The sequence below is a fragment of the Pseudomonas sp. ABC1 genome, from assembly GCF_013395055.1.
Lineage (GTDB): Bacteria > Pseudomonadota > Gammaproteobacteria > Pseudomonadales > Pseudomonadaceae > Stutzerimonas.
Genome location: NZ_CP058349.1, coordinates 3,522,377 through 3,538,317, shown reverse-complemented (window position 1 = coordinate 3,538,317; position 15,941 = coordinate 3,522,377). Strand labels below are relative to the sequence as shown.

Below are 15,941 nucleotides of genomic sequence, written 5' to 3'. Positions count from 1 at the left end.
ATGCCCCCATTTTATAGAGGGCATTAGGCCGGAGAATGCTACTTGAGTACCGAGCGAGGGCTGCCGAAAGTAGCAGAAGGCGGAATGAAGGGCGGCAGATGCCGCCCCATCAGGCGCGCGCAGCGCACCCTACTGCAGCCTGGATTCAGGCGATTGCGGCCAGCAGCTTTTCCCACTCCTTGGCTTCTTTCTTCGAGGCACCGCCCAGCAGTTCCAGCGCCTGGCGCAGGCGATAGCGGGTGAGGTCCGGCCCGAGGATTTCCATCGCGTCGAGCACCGACACGGAGCTGGCCTGCCCGGTGATGGAAGCGAACATCAACGGCATGACGTCGCGCAGTTTCAGCTCCAGATAATCGGCCACGGCCTGGATGCAGCCGGTGATGGCGTCCTTCTCCCAACGGCGCAGGGCCTCCAGCTTCCACAGCACCAGTTGCAGCACCTGGCGCACCTGCACCGCATCCAGCCGCTTGTGTTCGAACAGCTTCGGATCGAGGTTCAGCGCGCCACTGAAGAAGAACGCCGCCAGCGGGGCGATCTGGCTGAAGGTTTCCACGCGTCCCTGCACATGCGGCGCGATCTTCATCAGGTACTCGGGGTTGAGCGCCCACTTCTGCACTTCACTGGCGAAGGTTTCCACCGGCAACTCGCGCAGCCACTGGCCATTGAGCCAGGACAGCTTCTCCAGATCGAAGATCGGCCCACCAAGCGATACGCGCTGAACATCGAAGTGTTCGATCATTTCGTCCAGGGTGAACTTCTCGCGCTCGTCCGGCATGGACCAGCCCATGCGCCCCAGGTAGTTGAGCATGGCCTGCGGCAGATAACCCATGCGCTCGTAGAAGGTGATCGAGGTCGGGTTCTTGCGCTTGGACAGCTTGCTCTTGTCCGGATTGCGCAGCAGCGGCATGTAGCACAGCTGCGGCTGCTCCCAGCCGAAGTACTCGTAGAGCTTGATCAGCTTGGGCGCCGACGGCAGCCATTCCTCGCCACGCAGCACATGGGTGATGCCCATCAAGTGGTCGTCGACCACGTTGGCCAGGAAGTAGGTCGGCAGTCCATCGGTCTTCATCAGCACCTGCATGTCCATGCGATCCCACGGGATCTCGACCTCGCCACGCAGCATGTCGGGCACCACACAGACACCCTCGCTCGGCACCTTCATGCGGATGACGTGCGGCTCGCCGGCCGCCAGGCGACGCTGGACTTCCTCTGCCGACAGTTGCAGCGCACGACCGTCATAACGCGGCGTCTCGCCACGGGCGGTCTGCTCGGCACGCATCTGGTCGAGTTCCTCGGCGGTGCAGAAGCAATAGAAGGCATGCCCCTTCTCCACCAGTTCCAGCGCGTACTTGCGATAGATATCGCCCCGCTCGCTCTGCCGGTACGGGCCGTGCGGACCACCGACATCCGGCCCCTCGTCCCACTCGATACCCAGCCAGCGCAGCGCATCGTAGATCTGCTGTTCGGACTCACGGGTCGAACGCAACTGGTCGGTGTCCTCGATACGCAGGATGAACTGTCCGCCGTGCTGGCGCGCGAAGCAAAGGTTGAACAATGCGATATAGGCGGTGCCGACGTGCGGATCGCCCGTCGGCGAAGGCGCGATACGGGTGCGAACGGTGGTCATGTGGACTCTCGAAAGGCAGGTGTTCGGGGAAAATCAGGGGGCGGATATTAGCAGGCGAGCGGCGACAGCCCCAAACGCTCTCGTCATCGGCGATCGGCATTAACCCCTATCAATTATCATTTCAACCCCCAAAGCATTAAGATGCCTTCACATCTCGCGTCGGCGAGTAATATTTTTTTTCAAATGCAGGTGCGGGTTTTTCCTGTCTCATCCGTCTTTAACCTGTAAAGGCGACGATGCAAGCCAGGTTGCTGCAGGCCTGAGAAAAGACCGAGGAGAACAAACGATGAACAAATCCAACCTGGCCGCAGGCGCATTGGCCCTGCTGCTGTGCGCCACGGCGGGCAGCGCCTTCGCCCACAACCCGGTGTGCCAGTGCTCCGAAGAAGGCGATGACATCGTCTGTACTGGCGGTTTCTCGGATGGCAGCGGCGCACCGGGCGTGACCATGGACGTCATCGACTATGACGAGAACATCCTGGTCCCCGGCAAACTGAGCGACGACTCGACGCTGCGCTTCAAACGCCCGGACGGCGAATTCTACGTACTGTTCGACGCAGGCCCCGGCCACGTGGTCGAGATCGACCACACCGATATCTCAGTACAATGACGGTCCAGGTCGTACGCCCTGCCGGGGCAGGGCATGAAACCTTGTATGTGCTGCTGTTCTGCCTGTGCATTCTTGTCCTGGCCGGGCTTTTCATCGGTTGGCAGGCCAGCGATGAAACGAATGAAACGCTTGCCGCCCACCAGGTCGATGCGCGCCGCGACCTGACCTCCGCCGAGCAGGGCATCTACACCGACCTGCGCGTGGCCCACGAAGAAATCCTTATCCGCCAGGAAGAAGAAGGCCTGCTGCCACAGCCCGACACCCTCGCCGACGAGGGTTTTCCACCGTTCACCCAGGACACCAGCCACCAGACGCGCGGCGCCCACCACTGGCAACTCGCTGAAGTCGACGGCCAGTTGGCCTACCTGGGGCGCAGCGAATCCGTCGATGTCGCCGGCTCGTTCCTGATGCTCACCGATGAGGTTTCCGCAACGGAATCCGATATCTGGCTCAACCGCGCCAACACCCCCGAACTGCCACCGCACCTGTCGAGCGACACCCTGATCGCCACGGGCTGGAAACAGATCGCGACACGCTTCGACGCGGGTGTCACCCGGAAACAGCACGCCCATTGAGCACCCCATTCCTTTACACAAGGCTCACGATGTCCATGTCTTTCACATCCGTACTACCTCGCCGACATTTCGTTCGCGTGCTGCTGCTCGGCCTGCTGGCCTCGCTGCTCACACCCGCCGTGCATGCCGAGGGCAAGCGCCTGCGCATCGGCATCACCCTGCACCCCTATTACAGCTACGTGAGCAATATCGTCGGCGACAAGGCGGACGTGATCCCGCTGATCCCGGCCGGCTTCAACCCGCACGCCTACGAGCCGCGCGCCGAAGACATCAAGCGCATCGGCACACTGGACGTGGTGGTGCTCAACGGTGTAGGCCATGACGATTTCGCCGACCGCATGATCGAAGTCAGCGAGCGTCCGGACATCCCGGTGATCGAAGCCAATGCCAACGTGCCGCTGCTGGCGGCGACCGGCCAGGCCGCACGCGGTGCCGGCAAGGTGGTCAACCCGCACACCTTCCTGTCGATCAGCGCCACCATCGCCCAGGTCAACAACATCGCCCGTGAACTGGGCAAGCTCGACCCGGCCAATGCCAAGCTCTACACCAGCAACGCCCGTGCCTACGCCAAGCGCCTGCGCAGCATGCGCGCCCAGGCCCTGGCCAAACTCGATGCCGCGCCCAACGCCGACTTCCGCGTCGCGACCATCCACGGCGCCTACGACTACCTGCTGCGCGACTTCGGCCTGGAAGTCACCGCCGTGGTGGAACCTGCCCACGGCATCGAGCCCAGTCCCAGCCAGTTGAAGAAGACCATCGACCAGTTGAAGAACCTCGACGTGAAGGTGATCTTCTCGGAAATGGACTTCCCGTCCACCTACGTGGAAACCATCCAGCGTGAGTCCGGCGTCAAGCTCTATTCCCTGACGCACATCTCGTATGGCGACTACAGCGCCGACAAATACGAGCAGGAGATGACCCGCAACCTCGACACCGTGGTCAAGGCCATCCAGGAAGCCGGGGCATGACATCGGAGCGAAAGGACTCGGCCGGCCCAGGCATAGACTTCGACAGCATTGGCCTCACCCTTGGCGGCACGCGCATTCTCGAACAGGTGACCTTCAAGGTGCAGCCCGGCCATGCGCACGCCCTGGTCGGCCCCAATGGCGGCGGCAAGAGCTCCCTGGTCAAGACGCTGCTGGGGCAAATGCCCCACAGCGGCAAACTGAGCCTCGACTGGTCGGGCGAGCCGGGCACCATCGGCTACGTCCCGCAGGCCCTGGAGTTCGACCGTGGCCTGCCGATGACCGTCGATGACTTCATGGCCTGCATGTGCCAGAAACGCCCGGCGTTCCTCGGCCTGTCCCGCCACCACACCCAGTCCATCGAACAGGCGCTGGTGCGCGTCGGCATGCAGGACAAGCGCAAGCGCCGCATGGGTGCGCTCTCCGGCGGTGAGCGCCAGCGCGTCCTGCTGGCACAGGGCCTGATCCCGGCCCCGCAACTGCTGATCCTCGATGAACCGATGTCGGCGCTGGACGAGGCCGGCATACAGGTCTTCGAACGCCTGATCGGCGATTGGCGTGCCGACGGCATCACCATCCTCTGGATCGAGCACGACCTGGAGGCCGTCGGCCGCCTGGCCGACCGGGTGACCGGCCTGAACCGGCGCGTCCTCTTCGATGCGCCACCTGCCCAGGCACTGACGCCGGAGCGCCTGCTCGGGCTGTTCTCGACCCAGCCTCGCGTCACCGGGAGCACACCGGCATGAGCTTCGACTATGAACACTTCCGCCTGCTGATCCAGGGCTGGGCGACGGCGGGCTACCTGCCTCAGGCACTGGCCTACGGCTTCGTCGTCAACGCACTGCTGGCCGGCCTGATGATCGGCCCGGTGCTTGGCGGGCTGGGCACGCTGGTGGTGGTCAAGCGCTTCGCGTTCTTCTCCGAAGCGGTGGGCCATGCGGCCCTGACCGGCGTCGCCATCGGCATCCTGCTCGGCGAGCCCTACACCAGCCCCTATGGCAGCCTGTTCGCCTACTGCCTGCTGTTCGGCATCCTGCTCAACTACCTGCGCAACCGCACCGGGCTGGCGCCGGACACGCTGATCGGCGTCTTCCTCTCGGTCTCGCTGGCACTCGGTGCCAGTCTGCTGCTGGTGCTGGCGGGCAAGATCAACGTGCACATTCTGGAAAACGTGCTGTTCGGCTCCGTACTGACGGTCAACGCCACCGACCTGCTGGTACTGGCCGTGGTCGGCAGCCTGGTGCTGGCCCTCGCGCTGCCCCTGTACAACCGCATCATGCTGGCCAGCTTCAATCCGCAACTGGCGACCGTGCGCGGCGTGGCGGTGAAGACGCTGGACTACCTGTTCGTGATCCTGGTCACCCTTATCACGGTCGCCGCAGTCAAGGTCATCGGCGCCATCCTGGTCGGCGCACTGCTGGTGATCCCGGCGGCAGCGGCACGCCTGCTCAGCCAGTCGCTCAAGGGCTTCTTCTGGCTGTCGGTACTCATCGCGACCCTGAGTACGCTGGCCGGCATCCTGCTGCCCATCACCCTCGACCTGCCCGTACCTTCCGGCGCCGCGATCATCCTGGTCGCCGGTATCGCCTTCGCGCTGGCCGCCATTGCCCGCGGCATCCTCCCAAGCTTGAAAGGAAACCTTGGATGAACCTGAAACTTCACCACCTCGGCCTCGCACTGATCCTGGCCAGCCTGCCTATGCACACGTTGCAGGCTGCCAGCGCCCCGGCCAGCACCGAGAAGGTCCGTGTACTCGCCGCCCTGCCGATCACCCACGGGCTGGCCGAACAATTGCTGGCCGGCAGCCAGGTCGAGTTGCAGCGCGCCGCGCCGGCCAATATCCCCGGCCCACGGCAGATTTCCTACTTCGGCGGACGCGGCGCGGCCAGCCTGGACAAGCTCGCCCGGCAGGCCGATGCGGTGATCGCCCTGCGCTCGATCTGGGCGGAAGACCCGCTCTACCCGATGGCCCGCCGCAGCAATATCCGCGTCGTGGAAATCGACGCGGCCCGCCCCGTCGATGGCGCACTGCCCGGTATCGCCACCCAGCAGGCCGGTTCGGATGACGAACTGAGCGGCCAACCCTGGCTGTCGATCAGCAACATGGGCCGCATGGCCGATGTGATCGCCGCTGATCTGGTACGCCTGGCACCCGCGGACGCACAACGCATCGAAAGCAACCTCGCCACCCTCAAGCAACGCCTGCTGAAACTCAATGCCGGCAGCGAACAGGCCCTGGCCAAGGTCGACAACGTCACCGTGGGCAGCCTGTCGGAACGACTGGACTACCTGCTGACCGGCCTCAACCTCGACCTGCTGCCGCTGGAAATCCCCGAGGCCCGCCAGTGGCCGAGCGATGCCCTGCAAGCGCTGAGCACGACCCTCGAGGAAAACGACGTGGCCCTGGTCCTGCACCATACCCAGCCGCCGAAGGAAGTCGTCGACGCCATCAAGGCGGGCGGCAGCCAATTGCTGGTGATCGACGAACAGAATCAGGACCCGGTCGCGGCCCTGGAGCGGGATGTGCAGTTGATCGTCAAGGCTCTGCAATAACGAGCACGCCCCATGTGCCGGTGCACATGCGGTACCGGCACCTTCAGTGATTGACGGTAAAGGCCAGCATCGCGGAGAGCTGGCACAGCGGACGGCCACTCTGCTCGTGCAACCGATTGAAGGCGGCTTGCAGGGTGGCCTGGTCGCGCTGGCTGGTCGGCGCCTTGTCCAGCACGCCCTGGGCCTTGAGCGCAGCGACCACGTCATCCGAAGGTACGAAGGTATCCTTGCCGGCCATGCGCAGGAAGCGCGGCGCTGACAACCCGCCCAACTGGTTGCCATGGCGTGACAGGTAGCGCCACAGCCCGACGATATCCTCTCCCGGCCAGTCTGCCAGCAGATTGCCGAAGCGCCCCTTCTCCCTGACGACATCCAGCACCATCTGGGCATTGCGCGGCACGCTGGCGAGCTTGCCCAGGTGCCGGATCAGGCGCGTGTCCTGCATCAGGCGCTCCAGATGCTCGGCGCCCATCAGCACGACCTTCTGTGGATCGAAGCCATGGAAGACCTCCTCGAACGCCGGCCATTTGGCATCCACCACACTGTGCTTCAATCCGGCACGGAAGACGCGCAGCGCGATCAGCGACAGGTAGCGGTCGTCCGGCACTGCACGCAAATGCTCGGCGCTCGCCGGCACAGGCAGCCGCGACTCCAGTTCGGCACTGGAGCCGAAGCGATTCAGGCAGTATTCGTGAAGCCAGCGATAATCGTGCATTACTCCCTCCAGACGGCGCCAGTGAGCCTTCGTTTCAAGCGTGTGGCGGCTACAGACTCATCACATCGACGAAGCGCGGCGTGGCGTTATCGTCGATACGCAGGCTGCGGAAGTCGAACAGGTTGCGGTCGGCTAGTTGCGAGGGCACCACGTTCTGCAAGGCGCGGAACATGATTTCGGTCCGCCCCGGCGACTTGCGCTCCCACTCCTGCAGCATCTCCTTGACCACCTGGCGCTGCAGGTTCTCCTGCGAGCCGCACAGGTTGCACGGGATGATGGGGAACTCACGGATGCGTGAATAAGCCTCGATATCCGCCTCGTTGCAGTAGGCCAGCGGACGGATCACCACGTTGCGACCGTCGTCGGACAGCAGCTTGGGCGGCATCGCCTTGAGGGTGCCGCCATAGAACATATTGAGGAAGAAGGTTTCCAGGATGTCGTCGCGGTGATGCCCGAGGGCCATCTTGGTCGCGCCGATCTCGTCGGCGAAGGTGTAGAGCGTACCCCGGCGCAGGCGCGAACACAGCGAGCAGGTGGTCTTGCCCTCGGGGATCTTCTCCTTGACCACCGAGTAGGTGTCCTTCTCGATGATGTGGTACTCGATACCCAGGCCCTTGAGGTATTCAGGCAGCACATGCTCGGGAAAACCCGGCTGCTTCTGGTCCATGTTGACCGCCACCACCTCGAAGCGGATCGGCGCGACCTTCTGCAGGTACAGCAGCACGTCGAGCATGGTGTAGCTGTCCTTGCCGCCAGACAGGCAGACCATCACCTTGTCGCCCTCCTCGATCATGTTGAAATCGGTGACGGCCTCTCCCGCGAGGCGGCGCAGGCGTTTTTGCAGTTTGTTCTGGTTGACCGAGAGGCTGCCCATGTCGAGGAATCCGGATAATTGCCAAAGCCGCGCATTTTACGCGCAAAGCGCGGGCAGCAGGCAGAGCAATCGCATGATGCTTTTCTACCCTCTCCCCGGCCCTCTCCCGCAGGCGGGAGAGGGGGAAAAGCGCGGTCTTCGCAATATCAGGCAACAGCTTTGCAGCCGTCTGCCGCGCCCTTCCTGGCGAACTCAACGTGCGCGCCTAGACTCTGAACTAAAGTCGTAAACAAGTTGAACCAACGTATCGAGCCCCGCGCTTCACCACAGAGGAGAGACTGACATGATCAATCACGTATGGGGTCTGTTCGCACATCCGGGCCAGGCATGGCGTGACATCAGCAACGAAAGGCAGACCGTCAGCCGTCTGTACCTCAGCCATATCCTGCTGCTCGCCGCCATTCCTCCCCTCTCCGCCTACATCGGCACCACACAACTCGGCTGGAGCATCGCCGGTGGCGATCCGGTGCGGCTGACCCAGGCCAGCGCCCTGCCATTGGCCTTGCTGTCCTACCTGACCATGCTGATCGGCATCGCCGTGATGGGTCGCTTCATCCACTGGATGGCGCGCACCTACAGTGCCAGTCCGTCCCTGGGCCAATGCATCGTCTTCGCCGGCTACACCGCGACGCCGCTGTTCATCGGTGGCCTGGCGGCGCTCTACCCACACCTGTGGCTGGGCCTGCTGGCGGGCACGGCGGCAGTCAGCTACACCGCTTACCTGCTGTATGTCGGGCTGCCGACCTTCATGGGTATTCCCCGCGACGAAGGCTTCCTGTTCTCCAGCTCGGTACTGGCGGCGGGGCTGGTGGTGCTGGTCAGCATCATTGCCGCCTCGGTCATCATCTGGAGCCTGGGCGTAGGCCCGGTCTACACCAGTTGATCCTCTTGCCGAAGCCAGGCCTTCCTGGCTTAGAACCTGCTCACGATCTCGCGAGCTAGAGGACTGCAAGGCAAAAACAGGCGAGAAACGTAGCGTAGCGGAGTAACAGCCGCAGGCTGGCCCACAAGGTGAGCAAAGCGAATCAAGCGGAGTTTACGAGTTGTAAATGAGCATTCCGAGCCTGTTTTTAACGCAGCAGGACCGACGCGTAGCAGATCGTGAACAGGTTCTTCGGCTTTTCCTCCATAGCCTGACAGTGGCTGGCATAATCGCCCCTCAGTCGGAGGGAAACATGCCGGAACAGATTCAAGCCCGCGTCGAGAGCTGCTACAAGCTGGCGGAAGACTTCTTCGCAAGGTGCTTCACCCGCCCGGAGGTGAGCCTCAAGCTGCGTGGACAAAAAGCGGGAGTCGCTCACCTGCATGACAACCTGCTGCGCTTCAACCGGCAGTTGTACCTGGAAAACAGTGAGCACTTTCTCCGGCAGACCGTGCCCCACGAGGTCGCCCACCTGATCGCCCATCAACTGTTCGGTCCTGGCATCAAGCCCCACGGCGAGGAGTGGCAGCAGATCATGCTGGGTGTCTACGAACTGCCGCCAGACCGCTGCCACTCCTATGCTGTCAAGCGCACTCCGGCGACCTGCTACATCTATAACTGCAACTGCCCCTCACGGGACTTCGCCTTCACCGCGCAACGCCACGCCCTGGTGGCGAAGGGACGGCGCTACCTGTGCCGCACCTGCAAGGCGCAATTGCTGTTCAGCGGGCTACAGCGCCTGGAGTAAGGCATCACTCCCTGGACTTCTTGTCGATACGCTCCAGGCGATAGATGTTGCCAATCAGGCAGTGTTCGGGAAAACCGCTGCCATCGCTGGAGACGATGCGGTCCAACCGGCTCAGCGCGCCGACCGTGGTGCTGTAGCCGATCCGATTGCTGAACGCCAGATTGCGGCAAGGACTGGAGAACTCGATCAGGTAGGCACCACGCGGTCCACCCCCCAGAATCAGGTGCGACTTGTCCAGGTACTGCCAGCCGTCGATGTCATAACGCTGGATCGAGTCGAGCACCTTGCCCTGCCGGTAGTCCAGCCTGGCCAGTCGCTCCTCCAGCGGCAACGACTCATCGCGAATCACCGACGTACCGCATGCGCCCAGCAGCGCGAACAATGCAAAGAACACTACCGATCCCGGACCACGCATCTTCAACCTCCCGTGGCGAACCAGATGCCGCCGCTAGACTGTTTACATCGAGGGTTAAATTCAAAAAAGCATAAAAATATGAAAAAACAATTCTTTTAAAGAATAAGCAATCTGAGCAGACTGCACACACCGATACATGCACGGGGGTTATATCCATTCCCCATATCGGCTAGGGTCCGATCCGCTCAATCATCAAGGAAAGCCAATACCATGCTCAAGAAACTCCTTCTGGCATCCGCCGTTGCCACTGCCTTGTTCAGCAGCGCTGCCACGCTTGCAGCGGAAAAGCCGATCCTGAATGCCTCGTATGACATCGCCCGCGAGCTTTTCGCCGAGATCAACCCGAAATTCGTCGCCCACTGGAAAGCACAGACCGGCAAGGAACAGAAGATCGACCAGTCGTTCGCCGGCACCTCGCGCCAGGCCCAGGACATCATCCAGGGCAAGAAGGTCGACACCGTGACCTTCAACCAGGTCACCGACGTGGACATCCTCGCCAAGCGTGGCCTGGTGCGCGCCGACTGGGCCAAGCAGTTCGACAACAACAGCTCGCCCTACTACAGCACCACCGCCTTCCTGGTGCGCAAAGGCAATCCCAAGGGCATCAAGAACTGGGACGACCTGGCCCGTTCGGACGTGAAGCTAGTCTTCCCCAACCCGAAAACCTCCGGCAACGCCCGCTACAGCTACCTGGGCGCCTGGCTCTACGCCAACGAAGCCTTCAAGGGTGACGAAGGCAAGATCAAGGAATTCGTCGGCAAGGTCCTGCACAACGTCGAGAACTTCCCCACCGGCGGCCGTGGCGCCACCGTGGCCTTCGCCCAGAACGGCCAGGGCGACGTGCTGCTGACCTTCGAATCGGAAGTGGTCAACATCGCCAACGGCGAGGAATTCAAGTCTGGCGAGTTCGAAGTCGTGGTGCCGCCGGTCAGCGTACTGGCCGAGTTCCCGGTCGCCGTGGTGGACAAGGTGGTCGACGAGAAAGGCACCCGAGAAGTGGCGACCGAATACCTGAAGTTCCAGTACAGCAAGGACATCCAGCAACTGCTGACGACCTACAACTACCGTGTGCACCACCCGGAAGTGGTCGCGGCGACCAAGGCGCAGTTCCCCGCGATCCGCCTGATCAACCCGACCGAAGTGCTGGGTAGCTGGGACGATATCACTGCCAAGCATTTCGACGGCAATGGTATCCTTGACCAGTTGCTGGCCAGCGGCCGCTGATCCGGCAGAAAAACCTTAGGGTCTGTTGACGTTTCGACGCAAGCCGCGTTGTCGCGAGAAATAGCCCCCGATTAGGCGCAGGACTTGGCAATGGTCACTCCCTTGCCAAGTCCTGCAACGACAGCGGGGGCTATTTCTCGCACAACCCGAAGGGCCGAGCCTGTTTTTACACGAGGCTGCTTTACTCGATGGCTCATTTGGCCCACCAAACTTCGCATCTCGCGCCTTGCCTCGTGTAAAAACAGGCGCCGGCGCGGTCGCGGCGAAACGTCAACAGACCCTAAACTGCCGCCTCGCGCGGCGGTCTGCGTTTTCAAGGACTGGCGTGTGAGCAAAACCCCTTCTTTCTTCCTGCAGAACCCGCTTCTGCCGGGATTCGGCCTGAGCTTCGGCTTCAGTGTCTTCTACCTGTCGCTGGTGATCCTGTTCCCGCTGTCGGCGTTGTTGCTGTATGTCAGCGACATGAGCTGGGCGCAATACTGGCAGGCCATCAGCGACCCTCGGGTGGTGCAGAGCTACAAGGTGACGGTCAGCGGCGCCTTCTACTCCACCATCGCCGCCGTGCTGATCGGCCTGTTGATCGCCTGGATCATCAGCCGCTATGACTTCCCCGGCCGCCGCCTGGTGGACGCACTGGTGGACCTGCCGTTCGCCCTGCCCACCTCGGTCGCCGGCCTGACCCTGGCGACCCTGCTGGTGCCCGGCGGCTGGCTCGGCCAGTGGTTCGACGGGCTGGGCATCAAGATCGCCTACGCCTACCCCGGCATCCTCATCGCCATGGTCTTCACCAGCCTGCCATTCGTGGTGCGCACCGTGCAGCCAGTGCTGGAAAGCCTGGGCAGCGAATACGAAGAAGCGGCCAGCACCCTGGGCGCCAACAAGTTGCAGACGTTCTTCTACGTGGTGCTGCCGAGCCTGGCGCCAGCGCTGATCACCGGCGCGTCGCAATCCTTCATCCGCAGCCTGGGCGAGTTCGGCGCGGTGATCATGATCGCCGGCAATATCCCGTTCAAGACCGAAGTCTCGTCCCTGATGATTTTCGTCCGCCTGCAGGAGTTCAACTACCCGGCGGCGGCAGCTATCGCATCGGTGATCCTGCTGGCCTCGTTGTTCATGCTCTTCAGCCTGCAAGTGTTGCAGGGACGTATCTTCAAATGGCAGCGGCAAGGCAAATGAAAAAACCCGACTCCTGGCACCAGTGGTTGCTGATCACCCTCGGCCTCGGCCTGGTCGCGCTGCTGCTGGTGACCCCGCTGGCACTGATCTTCAGCAAGGCCCTCAGCGGCGGCTGGGCGCTGCTGGCGGACAACCTCGCGCAGGACTACATGCTGCACGCCATCGGCCTGACCCTGCTGGTGGCGGCGCTGACCGTGCCGCTCAACCTGGTGTTCGGTATCCTGCTGGCCTGGTGCGTGACCCACTACGACTTTCGCGGACGCAAGCTGCTGACCACCCTGGTGGACATTCCCTACGCCGTGTCGCCAGTGGTCGCCGGCCTCTGCTACCTGGTCGTGTACGGGCTGGAAAGCGCCATCGGACGCTGGTTCTACGATAACGGCATGCAACTGATGTTCGCCTGGCCGGGCATCGTCATGGTCACCGTATTCGTCACCGCGCCTTACGTGGCGCGCATCCTGATCCCGGTCATGCAATCCCAGGGCGACGCCGAGGAAGTCTCGGCGCTGTGCCTGGGCGCCAACGGCTGGCAGATCTTCCGCCACGTCACCCTGCCCAATATCAAGTGGGCGCTGCTGTATGGCGTGGTGGTGAGCAATGCACGGGCGGTCGGCGAGTTCGGCGCGGTGTCGGTGGTGTCCGGCACCATCCTCAACCAGACCCTGACCCTGCCGCTGCTGGTGGACCAGTTGAACAACGACTACAAGCCTGCCGCCGCCTTCACCGCCGCCGCGCTGCTGGCCTGCATGGCGCTGTTCACGCTGCTGCTGAAGACCTGGATGGAATGGCGCCAGCGCGTCAACATGAGTCGCGCCGAGGGCTGATCCCTCCGCGCGCGCTGCACGAACCCCTCGGAATTCCCATGACTATCGCCCGCCTGCGTACCGATGCACTGGCCGGACTCACCACGTCCTTCGCCCTGGTGCCCGAGTGCATCGCCTTCGCCCTGGTCGCCCAGGTCAACCCGCTGATGGGGCTGTATGGGGCGATCATCATCTGCACCCTGACCGCGCTGTTCGGCGGCCGTCCCGGAATGGTGTCAGGCGCGGCCGGCTCGATGGCGGTGGTGATCGTCGCCCTCGTCGTACAGCACGGCGCACAGTACCTGCTGGCCACGGTGCTGCTCGGCGGCGCGCTGATGCTGCTGTTCGGCGCGCTGCGCCTGGGCAAGCTGGTGCGCATGGTGCCGCACCCGGTGATGCTCGGGTTCGTCAACGGCCTGGCCATCGTCATCGCGTTGTCGCAGCTGGAGCACTTCAAGGCGCAACATCACTGGCTCGACGGCACGGCCTTGCAGACCATGCTGGCCCTGGTGGCGCTGACCATGGCCATCGTCTACCTGCTGCCCCGGCTGACCCGTGCCATTCCCTCCGCCCTGGCCGCCATCGTCAGTGTCGGCCTGCTGACCTACGCCCTCGACCTGCCGACGCGCACCCTCGGCGACATGGCGCAGATCGCCGGCGGCCTGCCACGCCCGCAACTGCCGGACATTCCCTGGAACCTGCAGACCCTGGCCATCATCGCCCCCTACGCCACGCTGATGGCACTGGTCGGGCTGCTGGAAACCCTGCTGACCCTCAACCTCACCGACGAAATCACCGAAAGCCGTGGCCACCCCAACCGCGAGTGCCTGGCCCTCGGCGCCGCCAACATCACCTCGGGGCTGTTCGGAGGCATGGGGGGCTGCGCGATGATCGGCCAGACCATGATCAACCTGGAGTCAGGCGGACGCGGGCGGCTTTCGGGCGCTGTCGCCGGCCTGATGATCCTTGCCTTCGTGCTGTTTCTGTCGCCACTGATCGAGGCCATACCACTGGCGGCGCTGGTCGGCGTGATGCTCGTGGTGGCCCAGCGCACCTTCGCCTGGGCCTCGCTGAATGCCCTGCGCAAGGTGCCGGCCCAGGATGGCCTGGTGATCATCGCCGTCACCCTGATCACCGTTTTCACCGACCTGGCCACCGCCGTGCTCTGCGGCATCGTCATCGCGGCGCTCAACTTCGCCTGGCAGCAGGCCCGCGACCTCTATGCCGACGCCCATCAGGAGGCCGATGGCTGCAAGGTCTACACGGTGCACGGCACGCTGTTCTTCGCCTCGACCACCCAGTTCCTCAGCCTGTTCGACAGCCATGCCGACCCGCAACAGGTCACGCTGGACTGCCGCCACCTGAGCTTCGTCGATTATTCGGCCATCGCCGCCTTGAAGACCCTGCGCGAGCGCTATGCCAAGGCGGGCAAGCAACTGCGAGTCATCCACCTCTCGGAGCGCTGCCGCCAGTTGCTGCGCCGTGCAGGCGTCAAGGCCGGGGAGTCGTAGGGTGCGCCATGCGCACCAAGCTCGCACGAGGCGCCTTACATCCCCTTGAGCGCTTCCAGCCATTCGCCTTCGAGCCGATTCTGCTCCGGCTCCAGCCCAAGGCGCAGCATGTGCTCAAGGTGGCGGTCGATCTCGTGCACCATGTTGTCCAGGCCATTGGGGTTGCCGTCCAGGCTGCACATCTGGATCACCCCGAGGTGGTAGAAACGCAGCAGTTTCATCGCCGAGGGATCATCCGCGGCCACCGCCTGCCGGACAAGGTGCATCCGGTTGGTGACGCGCATCAGGCTGCGCTTGAGGCGCCAGCCATACACGGCGGGCGCCATCCACGGACGCGGCCAGAATACGAAGCGGATCAACAGGATGCTCGCCAGTAGCCCGACCAGCACGCCAGCCACATTCAAGCGGAAGTTATCGCCCTCCGGCGTACCGAACAGTTGCACCGCCAGGGTCGACAAACCCAGCCCCAGGGCAGCGAAGATGACAACCACCAGCAAGGTGATGCGGCGTGTCTGTTGCCGGTAGCGCTGTGGCTCCATCGGCTGGATTTCGAAAAGCGTCACGGCAGTTGTCTCCTCGCAGACGATCAGTACGGTTCAGGCCGGCACAGGCCGGGAATGCGTCCAGGCGCACAGCGCCAGGGCGGCCACCCACAGCACCTGTGCGCCATAGTTGAGCCGCTGGTACAACCCGAAGCCCTCTCCGGCCTCGACGGCCTGAGCCATCAGCGGCATGGTCAGCACCGCCAGCATCACCGCCGCCACCGACAGCAGGCTCAACACCCGGCTGCCGAGCAGTTTCTGCGCCAGGAAGATCCAGATGAAACTCGCCAGCAGCAGGCTCAGGAACATCACGAAACCGGCCAGGTTGTGCAGGTTCTGGCTGCTCGACGGCTGCTCCAGCGAGCACCCGACATCACATGCGTAATAGCCCGTGGCCAAGCTGGCCAGCCCGTGCAGCATGACGAGCACGGCCGTCGTACGCGCCAGGAGATTGCCGAACTGCAACCACAGCGCCACGCCGAAGAGGACGAACAACACGCCGAGGGGGTAGTTGTTGATCAGCGGAGAAAAGCCATGGGTGGGCGCGCCCAACGCACCCAGTTCGCTCATGGCCTGGTTCACATGGCTGTAACCGGGGTACAGCGCACCGGCCAGCATGACCCCGAGCGCCAGCCAGAATGGAATCAGAATCCCCGCGATAAAACCGTATCTGCGCATGCA

General features: G+C 63.2%; 18 protein-coding genes. 12 read left to right on the top strand and 6 right to left on the bottom strand.

Annotation, left to right across the window (positions count from 1 at the left end; genetic code table 11):
- Positions 1–145: 145 nt before the first annotated feature.
- Positions 146–1,627, bottom strand: a complete 1,482-nt coding sequence (gene gltX / locus HW090_RS15505; RefSeq protein WP_179114368.1) for a glutamate--tRNA ligase — start codon at positions 1,625–1,627, stop codon at positions 146–148.
- A 286-nt stretch (positions 1,628–1,913) separates the two neighbouring features.
- Here gltX and HW090_RS15500 point away from each other — a divergent pair, with 286 nt between their 5' ends.
- The 6 genes from HW090_RS15500 to HW090_RS15475 are packed head-to-tail and all read left to right on the top strand — an operon-like array spanning position 1,914 to position 6,330.
- Complete coding sequence (locus tag HW090_RS15500) at positions 1,914–2,237, top strand: hypothetical protein (RefSeq protein ID WP_179114367.1); 324 nt, start codon at positions 1,914–1,916, stop codon at positions 2,235–2,237.
- A complete protein-coding gene (locus HW090_RS15495; protein WP_179114366.1) occupies positions 2,234–2,812 on the top strand; it encodes a DUF6162 family protein in 579 nt (192 codons plus the stop codon). Before HW090_RS15500 ends, HW090_RS15495 begins: the two co-directional genes overlap by 4 nt.
- Positions 2,813–2,841: 29 nt before the next feature.
- Positions 2,842–3,780: a metal ABC transporter substrate-binding protein gene (locus HW090_RS15490; protein WP_373416351.1), complete on the top strand. Its 939-nt coding sequence runs from the start codon at positions 2,842–2,844 to the stop codon at positions 3,778–3,780.
- Positions 3,777–4,523, top strand: a complete 747-nt coding sequence (locus HW090_RS15485) for a metal ABC transporter ATP-binding protein (RefSeq protein WP_179114364.1) — start codon at positions 3,777–3,779, stop codon at positions 4,521–4,523. Before HW090_RS15490 ends, HW090_RS15485 begins: the two co-directional genes overlap by 4 nt.
- On the top strand, positions 4,520–5,425 hold the full coding sequence (locus HW090_RS15480) for a metal ABC transporter permease (RefSeq protein ID WP_179114363.1): 906 nt from the start codon (positions 4,520–4,522) through the stop codon (positions 5,423–5,425). The genes HW090_RS15485 and HW090_RS15480 overlap by 4 nt, the downstream gene beginning before the upstream one ends.
- Positions 5,422–6,330: a metal ABC transporter solute-binding protein, Zn/Mn family gene (locus HW090_RS15475; protein ID WP_179114362.1), complete on the top strand. Its 909-nt coding sequence runs from the start codon at positions 5,422–5,424 to the stop codon at positions 6,328–6,330. The genes HW090_RS15480 and HW090_RS15475 overlap by 4 nt, the downstream gene beginning before the upstream one ends.
- A 43-nt stretch (positions 6,331–6,373) precedes the next feature.
- On the opposite strand, the gene HW090_RS15470 is transcribed toward HW090_RS15475, so the two are convergent.
- Positions 6,374–7,045: a DNA-3-methyladenine glycosylase I gene (locus HW090_RS15470; RefSeq protein ID WP_179114361.1), complete on the bottom strand. Its 672-nt coding sequence runs from the start codon at positions 7,043–7,045 to the stop codon at positions 6,374–6,376.
- Between the two features lie 49 nt (positions 7,046–7,094).
- Positions 7,095–7,919 (bottom strand): tRNA 2-thiocytidine(32) synthetase TtcA, encoded by an 825-nt coding sequence (gene ttcA, locus HW090_RS15465; RefSeq protein WP_179114360.1) that lies wholly within the window; start codon positions 7,917–7,919, stop codon positions 7,095–7,097.
- A gap of 283 nt (positions 7,920–8,202) precedes the next feature.
- Between ttcA and HW090_RS15460 the strand changes: the two genes are divergently transcribed.
- Both HW090_RS15460 and HW090_RS15455 read left to right on the top strand, forming a co-directional pair.
- Positions 8,203–8,802, top strand: a complete 600-nt coding sequence (locus HW090_RS15460; protein ID WP_179114359.1) for a Yip1 family protein — start codon at positions 8,203–8,205, stop codon at positions 8,800–8,802.
- Positions 8,803–9,094: 292 nt separating this feature from the next.
- Positions 9,095–9,589: a SprT family zinc-dependent metalloprotease gene (locus HW090_RS15455; protein WP_179114358.1), complete on the top strand. Its 495-nt coding sequence runs from the start codon at positions 9,095–9,097 to the stop codon at positions 9,587–9,589.
- Positions 9,590–9,593: 4 nt separating this feature from the next.
- Here HW090_RS15455 and HW090_RS15450 read toward each other — a convergent pair whose 3' ends face one another.
- Complete coding sequence (locus HW090_RS15450; protein ID WP_179114357.1) at positions 9,594–10,004, bottom strand: DUF6491 family protein; 411 nt, start codon at positions 10,002–10,004, stop codon at positions 9,594–9,596.
- A 210-nt stretch (positions 10,005–10,214) separates the two neighbouring features.
- Here HW090_RS15450 and cysP point away from each other — a divergent pair, with 210 nt between their 5' ends.
- From cysP to HW090_RS15430, 4 genes are all read left to right on the top strand, one after another.
- The gene (cysP, locus tag HW090_RS15445; protein ID WP_179114356.1) at positions 10,215–11,228 is read left to right on the top strand and encodes a thiosulfate ABC transporter substrate-binding protein CysP; all 1,014 of its coding nucleotides are present in this window, start codon (positions 10,215–10,217) and stop codon (positions 11,226–11,228) included.
- Between the two features lie 327 nt (positions 11,229–11,555).
- Positions 11,556–12,404 carry a sulfate ABC transporter permease subunit CysT gene (cysT, locus tag HW090_RS15440; RefSeq protein ID WP_179114355.1) on the top strand — a complete coding sequence of 283 codons (849 nt, stop codon included), beginning with the start codon at positions 11,556–11,558 and terminating at the stop codon, positions 12,402–12,404.
- A complete protein-coding gene (gene cysW, locus HW090_RS15435) occupies positions 12,401–13,228 on the top strand; it encodes a sulfate ABC transporter permease subunit CysW (protein ID WP_179114354.1) in 828 nt (275 codons plus the stop codon). Before cysT ends, cysW begins: the two co-directional genes overlap by 4 nt.
- Positions 13,229–13,266: 38 nt before the next feature.
- Positions 13,267–14,718 carry a SulP family inorganic anion transporter gene (locus HW090_RS15430; RefSeq protein ID WP_179114353.1) on the top strand — a complete coding sequence of 484 codons (1,452 nt, stop codon included), beginning with the start codon at positions 13,267–13,269 and terminating at the stop codon, positions 14,716–14,718.
- 35 nt (positions 14,719–14,753) lie between these two features.
- Here the strand turns inward: HW090_RS15430 and HW090_RS15425 are convergent, their stop codons facing one another.
- Together HW090_RS15425 and HW090_RS15420 are read right to left on the bottom strand one after the other, a co-directional pair.
- Complete coding sequence (locus tag HW090_RS15425; protein WP_179114352.1) at positions 14,754–15,281, bottom strand: DUF3087 domain-containing protein; 528 nt, start codon at positions 15,279–15,281, stop codon at positions 14,754–14,756.
- Positions 15,282–15,314: 33 nt separating this feature from the next.
- Positions 15,315–15,938 (bottom strand): DUF998 domain-containing protein, encoded by a 624-nt coding sequence (locus tag HW090_RS15420; RefSeq protein WP_179114351.1) that lies wholly within the window; start codon positions 15,936–15,938, stop codon positions 15,315–15,317.
- Positions 15,939–15,941 lie beyond the last annotated feature (3 nt).